Raw genomic sequence first — 11678 nt, forward strand, 5'->3', positions numbered from 1 at the left:
GGGCGGGCGTCGTCGTTCGTGCGTGGGGCGTCAGGCGCCGCGTCGTGCGCGGAGGACCTGCAGGCGCTCTTCGAGGAGCTCCTCGAGTTCCTCGCGCGAGCGGCGCTCGAGCAGCATGTCCCAGTGGGTGCGGGGTGCCTTCACGTCCTCTTCGGCGACCTCGACGGGGATCCCGTCGTCGCCGAGCAGTCGGCCCTCGCGGCCGGAGCGGGGCTCCGACCAGGTCTGGGGGACGTCCGCATCAGCCGAGAAGACGATGTCGAACGTCTCACCCGAATCCGTCTGGTAGACCGCGCGCTTGCGATCCGAGAGCTCGACGCCCTCTTCGCTCTGGAGACTCTGACTCCCGAGCCGCATGCCGCGGAGACTCCGATCAGCCATGTGTGTGCTCCTCTCGCTCGTCTGCCCTCCACAACACTGTCCCACGCCCCATCAATCCCGTACCGGCGCATTCACAGTCCGTTCCCAGTGGCTGGGCGCGGCGGGTCGGATCAGGAGCGAGCGCGACGACCCCAGGGGGCGCAGGCCAGGAGCACGAGCAGCCCGCCGAGGGCGAGCAGGAGTGTGATCGACCCGGACAGGATCGATGCCGGGGTGGTGGACGTCCCGAGCGGCACGTCGGTCACCATCGAGGTCGCGGTGTACTCAGGAACCCGGTCGATCGTGCGGCCGCTCGGGTCGATGACCTGCGACGCTCCGACGGTCGAGATGTTCACGAGCGAGCGTCCGGTCTCGATGGCCCGCATCCGCGCGATCTCGAGCTGCTGCAGGTTCTCGTCGGTGCCCGAGAAGTCGGCGTTGTTCGTCTGCGCGAGGATCACCTGCGCTCCCCCGCGCACCATGTCGGCGGTCAGAGAGTCGTCGACGATGTCGAAGCAGATCGAGATGCCGGCACGGACCCCCGCCACGGACAGCACGTTGGGCTTCGTCCCCGGCGTGTAGTCGCGCTGCAGCAGACCGATGAGCGACGGCGCGAGCTTCGAGAAGAACCAGCGATCGGGCACGTACTCACCGAACGGCACCGGGCGCTTCTTGTCGTACGAGGACTGCCAACCGTCCGCGGTCCACACGAACGACGTGTTGTGCAGGACCCCCGACGGCGTCTGCGTGATGGCGCCCGCCACGATCGGAGCGTGGAGCGAGTCGACCACGGAGTCGAGCGCCGAGGCGATGACGGGCTGCTGGCGTGGGTCGTACTCCGCACCTGCCTCGGGCCAGACGACCAGGTCCACACCCTTCGCGTCCACGTCCGTCGCCGCGACCTGCGCCGCCAGGACGTCGCCGGGCTGCGCGCGGTCGAAGTAGCCAGCCGGTCCGTTGCCCTGCACCGACTCGACCCGGATGGTGCCGCTCGTCGCCGTCGGCCACGCCGGCACCGCCAGGACCGCCGCGACGAGCAGGCCCGCCGTCGCCACCCGCACGGGCAGACCGAGGGTGACGCCCGGCGCGCGGGGCGCCACGAGCGCGAGCGACACGACGACCGCGACGCAGTACACGACGACGAAGGTGAGTCCGAGGACGCCGACGTACGCGGCCAGGTGCGCAAACGGCCCCTGCGACTGCGACAGCCCGACCCGCCCCCAGGCGAACCCGCCGTACGGCCAGCTCCCCGAGAACCACTCGCGTCCGGTCCAGAGTGCAGCGACGACGGCCGGGAGGCCCCACACGCGTCCGGCGGTCGACGGCACCACGCGCGCGACCCAGCGGTACGCCAGGGCGATGGCCACGCTGCCGAGGGCGAAGAACGCGGCCTCCAACAGCGCCAGCGCGAACCACGGGACCGGGCCCAGGTAGCGGCCGGCCCACGAGATCGCGGGGATCCAGAACGCCGCACCGGCGAGGTAGCCGATCCACGCCGCGCGCCGTGCACGCTGCCCCATCACCGCGAGCAGCATGCAGGCGAGCGCCGGGTAGGCCAGGAACCACCACCCGGGCGACGGGAACGCGAGGGCGAACAGGATCCCGCCGATGACGGCCAGTGGTAGCGCGGTGCCCAGCGGCAACGCGGCGAACGGGCCGATCGCGGCCGCCCCGCGGCCGACGCGCGTGGGCAGCCCGCGCACAGTCGTCTCCGGAACCCGCACCGTGCCTCCTGTCAGACCGCTGCGTAGGCGACGATGCCGCGGCGGACCGCGTCCGTCGCACGCCTCGCGGTCTGGGCCAGGTCGTCGTCGCCGGCGTTCCGGATCTGGTCGAGCAGGTCGATGACCTGTTTCGACCAGCGCACGAAGTCACCGGCGGGCAGGTCGAGGGTCCGGAGGACGTCGTCGAGCGCCGAGCCCGACGCCCAGCGGAACATGCCGACCGCCATCGCCGGGGTGGGCGGCTGCGAGCCGGCCAGACGTGCCGCACGCTCGATGTCGTCGAGGCGTGACCAGATCGTCAGGGTCTCGTCGAGCGCCGGGCGGAACGCACCACGGGGCAGCGCGTGCTCGGTGCCGGGCGCGTCATCGCGACGGGGCTGGTAGATGATCGTCGCGGCCATGGCGGCGAGCTGCGCCGGGGTGAGGTCCTTCCAGACACCCGCCTCGAGGCACTCGGCCACGAGCAGGTCGCGGTCGCCGTAGATCCGCTGCAGACGACGGCCACCGGCTGCCACGGTGGCTTCACCGTTGCCGCCGTCCACCAGGTAGCCGAGCTCGAGCAGGACCTCGGTGACCCGGTCGAACGTCGTCGCGACGGCGCCCGTGCGGGACCGGATCTGCTGGACGAGCTTGTCGTTGGCGCGCTTGAGCTTCCACCAGCGCTCGGACCAGCGGGCGTGGGCCTCGCGTTCCGGGCAGGTGTGACAGGGGTGGCGCCGCAGCTGACGGCGGACCGCGGTGATCGCGGCCTGGCGTTCCTGGCGGGCGCCGTGCGATGCCTCTCGACCCCCGGGGACGTTCGTGCGCTCGAGGTCGGAGAGTTCTCGGCGGAGCGCCGAGTACTCGGTGAAGTCGCCGAGGTGGCACTGCATCGCCTGCTGGTAGCCGTCGAGCGACTCCTGCTGCGAGCGGACCTTGCGGGCGAGGTCGACCACCGACCGGTCGGCCTGGAACTGGGCGAACGACGTCTCGAGGACCTCGCGCGTGCGCTGCCGGCCGAACTGGTCGATCAGGTTGACCGCCATGTTGTAGGTCGGCTTGAACGACGAGTTGAGCGGGTACGTGCGACGGCTGGCCAGCGACGCCACGGCCTGCGGGTCGAGTCCGTCGGTCCACTGGATGACCGAGTGCCCCTCGACGTCGATCCCGCGACGACCGGCACGACCGGTGAGCTGGGTGTACTCCCCCGGGGTGATCGGCACACGCGCTTCGCCGTTGAACTTCTCGAGCTTCTCGAGCACGACGGTGCGCGCCGGCATGTTCACGCCGAGCGCCAGGGTCTCGGTGGCGAAGACGACCTTCAGCAGCTTGCGCTGGAAGAGGTTCTCCACGACCTCCTTGAATGCGGGGAGCATGCCGGCGTGGTGCGCCGCGACCCCGCGCTCGAGGCCTTCCAGGAACTCCCAGTAGCCGAGCACTGCGAGGTCCTCGTCCGGCAGGGTGCGGCAGTGGTACTCCGCGGTCTCGCGGATCTCGTTGCGCTCCGGCACCGTCGTCAGCGACAGCCCTGACCGCAGGACGTTCCGGACGCCTTGGTCGCAACCGTTGCGGCTGAACACGAAGAAGATCGCGGGCAGCAGCATCCGCTCGTCGAGCATGTGCGCGATCTGCTCGCGGTGCACCTTCTCGGTGCGCGGCCCACGGCGCTCGGGGTAGCCCCCGCGACCACGACGACCGCGGTGTCCGCCGCCGTTCCGCTCGCTCCGTGCGCCGCCGCCGACCATGCGGAGCAGTTCGGGGTTGACACGGTTCGTCGCCGCTGCGCCGCTCGAGTCGAACAGGTCGACCATCTTCGAGCCGACCAGGACGTGCTGCTCGAGCGGGACCGGGCGGTCTTCGGAGACGATGACGTCGGTGTCGCCACGGACGGTCTGCAGCCAGTCGCCGAACTCCTCGGCGTTGGACACCGTGGCACTGAGCGAGACCAGGCGGACCTCGGTCGGCAGGTGCAGGATCACTTCTTCCCACACGGCACCGCGGAACCGGTCGGCCAGGTAGTGCACCTCGTCGAGGACCACCCAGGCGAGGTCGTCGAGCAGGTCCGAATCGGCGTAGATCATGTTCCGCAGCACCTCGGTCGTCATCACGACGACGCGGGCGCGGGGGTTGACGTTGGTGTCGCCGGTGAGCAGGCCGACCTCGGACTCGCCGTAGACGTCGACGAGCTCGGCGTACTTCTGGTTGCTGAGCGCCTTCATCGGGGTCGTGTAGAACACCTTCGCCGTCGGCTGCCGCATGGCGAGCCAGATGGCGAACTCGGCGATGATCGTCTTGCCCGCACCGGTCGGGGCGGCGACCAGCACGCTGCGGCCCTGGTCGAGCGCGTCACAGGCCGCGAACTGGAACGGGTCGAGGTCGAACCGCAGGTCGGTCCGGAAGAGCTCGAGGTTGCGCGACCGGTTGCGCACCTTGGCCGCGGCGAAGCGCTCGGCTGCGCTCGTGCCGCTCACAGGCCGTACTCCTCGTCGAGCTTCGCCTGCCGCTTGGCCACGCGGCGGTCGTGGATCCAGGCGACGAAGCACGCTGCGATGTAGAGCACCACCATCGGGACGGCGAGCAGGAACATCGAGATGACGTCGGCGCTCGGGGTCACGATGGCGCAGAAGACCAGGATGCAGAGGATCGCGACGCGCCAGCTCTTGATGATCGCGGCGGCCGACAGAACGCCGACGAAGTTCAGCAGGACGATGAACACCGGCAGGACGAAGGCGATGCCCACCGCGACGATGAGCTTGATGACGAAGTCGTAGTACGCCTTCGCATCGACGATCGAGGTGTCCTGGCTGGACACGAAGCTGCCGAGGATGCCGACCACGTGCGGCAGGATGTACCACCCGAAGTAGCACCCGGCGAAGAACAGCGGGATGGCGGTGCCGAGGAAGCCCCACACGTACTGCCGCTCACGCCGGATCAGCGCCGGCACGATGAACGCCCAGATCTGGTACAGCCAGACGGGGCTCGCGATGACGACACCGATGGTGATCGCGATCTGCAGCTTGAGGTCGAACGCCCCGGTGATCATCGGGAAGTTCAGCTCGGCGGTGTGCCCGCCGACCTTGGCGAGCTCGGTCACCGGTGCCCGCAGCGAGTCGAGCACCCACGGGGTGAGGAACCATCCACCGACCGCGCCGATGACGATCGCCACCACTGCGCGGAAGAGGCGGTTGCGCAGCTCGATGAGGTGCTGCCCGAGCGACATGCGGCCTTCGGCGTCGGTCTTCTGGCGCCCCTGCCGCTTCGCTCGCCCGCGCGCGGTCGTCGAAGCCATGTGGTCGATCTTACGGGGTCGGGACCGACAGTCCGCCGGGGGTCGGCGTGGGCGGGTCGAGCGGGTGAGGCGGGTGGGCGGGCGCAGCGGGGCGTACCTGGCGAGATCGGGCGTACCTGGTCGGATCAACGCACCAGGTACGCCCGGAACGACCAGGTACCCGGCGCCCACCGTGCGGGAACGGGCACACCTGGCGAGAACGGGCGAGAAGCGACCGACGGAGTCCCGGGGGCGGACGTCAGCCGGCGGCGAGGGCCGCGGCGGCGAAGTCGCGCACGGCGTCACGGGCAGCGGGCGGGTCGAGCACCACCGCGCGGCCGGGCAACCCCGCGACGAGCCGGACCACCCCGTCGAACCCGTGCGACGCCGCGAGCCGGATGCGCACACGCCCGTCGGTGTCGGGCGCGTCGGCGGTGTCGGCCAGGAAGTCGGCGACCAACGGCAGCGACGTGGAGTCGAGTTCCACGGTGACGATGACGTCGTCGGCGGCCTGCTGGAACAGCGTGTCCGGGATGACGACCTGGTCGATCGTCTTCTCGGCGGGACGGTCGTCGACCCGGGCCTCGGACATCCGGTCGAGCCGGAACGTCCGGAGCGCCTGTCGATCCAGGTCCCACGCGCGCAGGTACCAGTCGGTGTCGATCGACTCGACGCGGAGCGGGTCGACCCGTCGGGTGCTGCCCTGCGTGCGCGGTCCGGCGTACTCGAAGACCAGGCCGCGGCCGTCCGACATGGCCCGGCGGATGGTGGCGAGGGCGACGTCGTGCAGGTCCTGCCCGACGGCGACGGTCGACGCCGCTCCCCCGGCACCGCGGGACAGCTTGGCCATGAGCGCGCGGATGGCGTCGCGGTCTGCGGCCTCGGGCAGCGCGGACAGGTACTGCAAGCCGGCGATGAGTGCCGAGGCCTCGCGAGCGGACAGGCGGGGCGAGTCGTCGATCGCCACCAGGTTGGTCAGGACGATCATGTCGTTCTGGTCGAAGTCGTCCCACGCGATGTCGAACAGGTCACCGTGCTGGTACTGCATCGTCTCGCCCGGGACCCCCGACACCGCGATGAGTTCGACGGCGCGGCGGATGCGGGCTTCTGGCACCCCGAAGTGCCGAGCGGCCTCGGCCACCGAGACACGCTCGCGGTCGATGAGGTACGGCACCAGGGCGAGCAGGAAGGCGAGCTTGTCCTGCGCCTGCAGGGGTTGGGCGTCAGCCACGAACGGGGTCCTCTCCGGGGGCTGCGGCACGGTCGTCGTCGGTGTGGTCGCGCACGAGCGCGCGGAGGCGCTCTTCGACCCGTGCCCGCAGGTCGGCCGGCTCGAGCACCCGGACCTCTGGACCGAATGCGGCGAGCTCCTCGGCCAGGATCTGCGGGTCGACGTGGTGCAGCACGAGCCCACCGTCGGCGTCGGTCTCGGTGTCGCGGCGACGGGTGAGTCGGCGTTCGGCGTCGGACCCGGGTGCCACGGCGATGCGTGCGGTGCGCTCGGCCCAGATCCGCTCGAGTTCCGCGAGGGTGCGCTCCCCCGCGCCGACGGGCGCGGTGTGCTGTCCGACCGCGTACTGGGTGACGGGTCCGACGATCCGGGACAGCAGGTAGTTCTTGTCGGAGTCGGTCGCGAACTCGTGGGCGGCGAGCATCCACCGACCGCCGTGCTGCACGAGGGCGAGCGGGGCGACCTCACGCCGGCGGGCGTCGTGCTGCCCGGGCGTGATGTAGTCGAAGCGGACGGCTGCGCCGCGGTCGAGCGCGGAGCGGAGCGGTTCGAACGAGGCGTCCCGGGCGCGGAGCCGCGGGGCGTAGGCGTCGACCCCGAGCTGCAGGGCACCGTCGTCGTCCTCGGCACCCGCCGAGCGCACCTTCAGCAGGCCGCGGCGGGAGTCGGCGGACAGTGCGCCCTCGCGCCACGCCATCGCGGCCAGGGACAGCAGCGCGGATTCGTCCGGGGTGAACCGGACGTCGACGGGCAGGTCGTACTCGCCCTTCGGGATCCGGTAGCGGAGCGTCTGGTTGTTGCCCGCGGCACCCGGCGTCTCGATGGTCTCGAGCGGGATGCCGAGCTCGCGGACGTCGTCCTTGTCGCGTTCGAACTGACGCTCGAGCGAGGCGTTGTCGCCACCGGTCGAGAACCGCTGCCGGTACCCCTGCACGTTGGCCAGGATCTCGGCCTTGGTCAGCCCGGACTCCGTCGAGAGCAGCGCGAGCACGAGGCTGAACAGCCGCTCCTCGGCGGGCACACGGGGCACACGGGTCGCTGGCACGAGCCGATCCTACGGCAGCGCGGGTGCACCGGAGTGCACCCGCGCCGCGGTCCGTGGACGGTCGGAGGAGGTCAGTTCGAGATCGCTCCGAGGACGTCGATCACGTAGGCGTTCGCGGTCCCCTGCTGGTTGACGATCGCCAGGACCTGGTCACCGACGCGGTGCCCGACGATCGCGTTCCGGACGCCCTCGTCGACCTGGCCCTTGGTGAGCGGGACCGCCTGTGCGCCGGAACCGTCGGTCCAGCTGGAGCCGACGACGGACGGGTCGGCACCCCAGGTGACGGCGGTGTACTTGATGACCGCGGTGTCCTTCGCGGTGAGCTCGCGGCCGTCGCCCTTGCGGAGCAGGTGCGTCTCGTTCGACTTCGGGGCGCTCCACGACGGGATCGTGATGCCGGGGGCACCGGACGGTGCGAGCACGACGGCGGGCATCTTGTCGCCGGCGAGCTGCGGGGTGCCGGTGGCTCGGGCGTCGAACGCCCGCTTGACGTCGATGACGGCGATCACGGCGTCCTCGGTCTTCTTGGACGAGTCGGTACCAGCGGCGCCGCCGGTGCTGCTCAGGGCGCTCTTCGGCAGGGCCACCGCCAGGCGGTCGCCGACGTGGGCGCACTGCAGCGAGTCGCCGAGGGCCCCGTAGTTGCTCGCGCCCGCGGTGATCGGCGCGGTCTGGCCCGAGTAGCCGCTCGTCTGGGCGACCTGGCCGGTGGAACCGTCGACCAGGGTGTACTCGACCAGGACGGGGGTGCCGTCGTCGATGGTGCGACCGGTGCCCTGCTTCAGCACGGACACCTGGGTGCCCTTGGTGGTGAGGCCCTTCGGCACGGTGACCTTCGGCTCCGAGCCGAACTTGCCGGTGGCGGTCACCGCTTCGGAAGCGGCACCGGGAGCGGCACAGCTCGCGGGCGTGGTGCCGGCACCGTTCGAGGCGCAGGCGGTGAGGGACACCGCGAGACCAATGGTGACCAGGAGTGCGGGGATGGTGCGCACGGACCCTCTTTCCGTTCGATGCAGGACGGGCACGCCGTCAGCCTACCGTTCGTCCTCGACGGCCCCGGACGGAGCCCCAGCGGCATCCGACGGAACCCCGTCGGCCCCCGACGGAGCCACGGCGGCATCCGACGGAACCACCGCCGACGATGCCTCGGCCGCCGCGACCTTGCGCGCCTGCGCCGCCGACTGCCGGGCCACCTTGCGGAGCTTCTTGTCGCTCGTCGCCCGCTCGCCCACGGCTCCCGGGGTCCACGCCTCGATGTCCTCGTCCGAGAACTCGGCCTTGCCCGCTCGGCGCTTCAGGTTCGGCAGGACCGTGCCGTCGGCCAGGCGTCGTGCCGTGATCAGGAACCCGGTGTGCCCGACCATGCGGTGGTCCGGGCGGACGGCGAGCCCCTCGACGTGCCAGGTGCGCACCAGGGTCTCGCTCGGCATCGGGTCGGTGAAGCGTCCGGTGTCGCGCAGCGCCTCGGCCGTGCGGGACAGCTGCGTGACGGTCGCGACGTAGCAGACGATGAGTCCGCCGGGCACGAGGGCGTCGGCTGCGGCGTCCACGCACTCCCACGGCGCGAGCATGTCGAGCACGACGCGGTCGACGCTCTGCGGCTCGGTCGCGTCGGGCAGCGACTCGACCAGGTCACCGACGGTGACGGACCAGTTGTCCGGGACAGCACCCAGGAAGGTGCCGACGTTGCCCCTGGCGATCGCGGCGAACTCCTCGCGGCGCTCGAACGACTGCAGCTGCCCGGTCGGGCCGATCGCGCGGAGCAGGAACAGCGACAGCGCCCCCGAGCCGACACCGGCCTCGACCACGCGGGCCCCGGGGAAGACGTCCGCGAAGGCCACGATCTGCGCGGCGTCCTTCGGGTAGACGATCGCCGCACCACGCGGCATCGACATCACGTAGTCGTTGAGCAGCGGACGGAGCGCGAGGTACTCGTCGCCGGTGCTCGCCCGGATGACCGAGCCGTCGGGCTGGCCGATGACGTCGTCGTGCCGGAGCACCCCGCGGTGCGTGTGGTACTCACCGGCGGTCTCGAGTGACAGCGTCGTGAGCTTGCCCTTCGGACCGGTGAGCTGCACGCGGTCGCCGGCCCGGAACGGGCCGCGCGGCGGCGTGTGTGGTGCCCCGCCCGCGGTGTGCGGGAGGGCTGCGGTCGGGTCCGCGGTCGGACTGGAGGCGCTGCTCGCGTCCGCTAAGTCGCGTGCGTCGTCGGTGTGGCTCATCGGGTGACCCCTTCGGTGTCCGCAGCGTGCGCCGGGTCCGGCACCGCGCCTCCAGCCCGTGCGGCCAGTGCCGGCGTCGTCAACTCGACCAGCCGGTCGACGTCGACGCCCGCCAGGGTGGTCAGGTGCACGTCGCCGCCGGCGATCTCGGACAGCGGGACGATGTGCTCGACGGCGACCGTGACGGCGCCGGAGGCGACGGCCGACGCGACTCCGGTGGCGGAGTCCTCGATCGCGACGCACGCGGTGGGCTCGACGCCGAGCTGCGCGGCGGCGGACAGGTAGGCGTCGGGGAACGGCTTCGGGCGGTCGACGTCGTCACCGGCCACGACGACGCGGAAGCCGCGCTCGCCCAGGGCCTCGGCGGCGACGAGCGCCATCTTGCGCCGGGACATCGTCACCAGGGCGGTGGGGATGCCGCGGGCGTGCAGCTCCTCGATGAGCTCACGGGCACCCGGACGCCACGGCAGCTCGCCGTCGCGCAGGTGCTCCATCACGTAGTCGGTCATCCACTGGATGATCTCCTCGACCTCCATGTCGACGCCCTTGGCGCGCAGGAGCTCGCCGGAGCGCTCGAGGCCGCTGCCCACCAGGGACAGGCCGTCCGCTTCCGTCCACTCGGCGCCGTACCGGGTCGTCAGGTCCACCTGGGACCGCTGCCAGATCGGCTCGGTGTCGATGATCGTGCCGTCCATGTCCCACAGCACGGCTGCGGGCGGGACGAGGGCAGGAGGATGCGCGGTCACGGGCGACGAGTCTACCGGGGCCGTTCCGCTGGGCGCGGACGCGCACGTCCGCCGGCACCCCCTGGGCCTACAGTGGATGCCTGAATCGTGTCCGGCCGGGGGCATCGCTCCCGCCCCGCTCCGCTCCACCACCAGGAGGTCCGCTCCGTGCCACAGCACTCCCCCTTCAGCGACGGCCGCTTGCTCGTCGTCGCCTTCGAGGGCTGGAACGACGCCGGCGAGGCCGCGAGCGGTCTGGCGCGTCGCATCGTCGAGTCGCTCGGCCTCGACGAACTCCGCGAGCTCGACGGCGAGCGGTACGTCGACTACCAGTTCAACCGGCCCACCGTCGGCACCGACGACGACGGCAACCGCGGCGTGCAGTGGCCCCGGATCGTGCTGCACGGCCCCGGAGCCGAAGGGCGTCCGGTCATCGGCGCCACCGGCTCCCCCACCGACCGCGACGTGTTCGTGCTGGTCGGCCCCGAGCCCTCGCGCACCTGGCGTGGCTTCTGCTCGGAGATCATCGACCTGGCGGACGTCTACTCGATCGACGCCGTCGTCTTCGTCGGCGCCATGCTCGCCGACGTCCCGCACACCCGACCGATCTCGGTCTTTGTGTCGAGTGAGAACGCCGGCGTCCGCGCTGCCTTCGACGTCGACAAGTCCTCGTACGAGGGGCCGACCGGCATCCTCGGTGTCCTCGCCGACGCGATGGACAAGGCGGGGCTGACCACGCTCTCGCTCTGGGCGTCCGTGCCGCACTACGTGCACAACTCCCCCTCGCCGAAGGCCACGCTCTCGCTGCTCGACAAGATCGAGGAGCTCACGGACGTCACGGTGCCCCGCGGGTCGCTACTCGACGACGCCACCGAGTGGGAGGAGGGCATCGACGCCCTCGCCGCCGACGACGAGGACATGGCGTCGTACATCGGGCAGCTCGAGCAGGCACGCGACACCGTCGACTCCCCCGAGGCCTCCGGCGACGCCATCGCGCAGGAGTTCGAGCAGTACCTCCGTCGCCGGGAGCGCAAGGACGGCAAGGACGGCGGCACCGCCGGTGGCGAGGGGCCCTGGCGACCCCAGCAGTAGCCGTCACCCACTGACGGACAGGAGGCACGGTG

The 11678-nt window shown here is 71.4% G+C and carries 10 protein-coding genes; 1 reads left to right on the plus strand and 9 read right to left on the minus strand.

The window, feature by feature from the left end:
- Positions 1–30: 30 nt before the first annotated feature.
- The 9 genes from BIU95_RS10120 to BIU95_RS10160 all read right to left on the minus strand — a co-directional run bounded on the left by BIU95_RS10120 (position 31) and on the right by BIU95_RS10160 (position 10575).
- A complete protein-coding gene (locus BIU95_RS10120; RefSeq protein WP_027465636.1) occupies positions 31–381 on the minus strand; it encodes an RNA polymerase-binding protein RbpA in 351 nt (116 codons plus the stop codon).
- 110 nt (positions 382–491) lie between these two features.
- The gene (gene lnt / locus BIU95_RS10125) at positions 492–2084 is read right to left on the minus strand and encodes an apolipoprotein N-acyltransferase (protein WP_254783338.1); all 1593 of its coding nucleotides are present in this window, start codon (positions 2082–2084) and stop codon (positions 492–494) included.
- Between the two features lie 11 nt (positions 2085–2095).
- Entirely contained in the window at positions 2096–4534 is a 2439-nt protein-coding gene (locus tag BIU95_RS10130) for an RNA helicase (RefSeq protein WP_071251612.1), read from the minus strand.
- Positions 4531–5352 carry a twin-arginine translocase subunit TatC gene (gene tatC, locus BIU95_RS10135; protein ID WP_017887312.1) on the minus strand — a complete coding sequence of 274 codons (822 nt, stop codon included), beginning with the start codon at positions 5350–5352 and terminating at the stop codon, positions 4531–4533. Before tatC ends, BIU95_RS10130 begins: the two co-directional genes overlap by 4 nt.
- Before the next feature lie 238 nt (positions 5353–5590).
- A complete protein-coding gene (locus BIU95_RS10140) occupies positions 5591–6562 on the minus strand; it encodes a YafY family protein (RefSeq protein ID WP_042537297.1) in 972 nt (323 codons plus the stop codon).
- Positions 6555–7607 (minus strand): YafY family protein, encoded by a 1053-nt coding sequence (locus tag BIU95_RS10145; protein WP_042537231.1) that lies wholly within the window; start codon positions 7605–7607, stop codon positions 6555–6557. The genes BIU95_RS10140 and BIU95_RS10145 overlap by 8 nt, the downstream gene beginning before the upstream one ends.
- 71 nt (positions 7608–7678) lie before the next feature.
- Complete coding sequence (locus BIU95_RS10150; protein ID WP_052481627.1) at positions 7679–8599, minus strand: FKBP-type peptidyl-prolyl cis-trans isomerase; 921 nt, start codon at positions 8597–8599, stop codon at positions 7679–7681.
- A 42-nt stretch (positions 8600–8641) separates the two neighbouring features.
- Positions 8642–9829, minus strand: a complete 1188-nt coding sequence (locus BIU95_RS10155) for a tRNA (adenine-N1)-methyltransferase (protein WP_071251613.1) — start codon at positions 9827–9829, stop codon at positions 8642–8644.
- Entirely contained in the window at positions 9826–10575 is a 750-nt protein-coding gene (locus tag BIU95_RS10160) for an HAD family phosphatase (protein WP_159556241.1), read from the minus strand. The genes BIU95_RS10155 and BIU95_RS10160 overlap by 4 nt, the downstream gene beginning before the upstream one ends.
- 147 nt (positions 10576–10722) lie before the next feature.
- On the opposite strand from BIU95_RS10160, the gene BIU95_RS10165 reads away from it, so the two are divergent.
- Positions 10723–11646: a proteasome assembly chaperone family protein gene (locus BIU95_RS10165; protein WP_017887306.1), complete on the plus strand. Its 924-nt coding sequence runs from the start codon at positions 10723–10725 to the stop codon at positions 11644–11646.
- Positions 11647–11678: the final 32 nt, after the last annotated feature.

The sequence above is a fragment of the Curtobacterium sp. MCBA15_007 genome, assembly GCF_001864905.1.
Classification (GTDB): domain Bacteria; phylum Actinomycetota; class Actinomycetes; order Actinomycetales; family Microbacteriaceae; genus Curtobacterium; species Curtobacterium poinsettiae.

What these genes read in the sequence shown, in the direction of transcription:
- BIU95_RS10155 (WP_071251613.1), bottom strand. Translation starts at nt 9,829, where the DNA reads ATGAGCCACACCGACGACGCACGCGACTTAGCGGACGCGAGCAGCGCC.
- tatC (WP_017887312.1), bottom strand. Translation starts at nt 5,352, where the DNA reads ATGGCTTCGACGACCGCGCGCGGGCGAGCGAAGCGGCAGGGGCGCCAG.
- BIU95_RS10120 (WP_027465636.1), bottom strand. Translation starts at nt 381, where the DNA reads ATGGCTGATCGGAGTCTCCGCGGCATGCGGCTCGGGAGTCAGAGTCTC.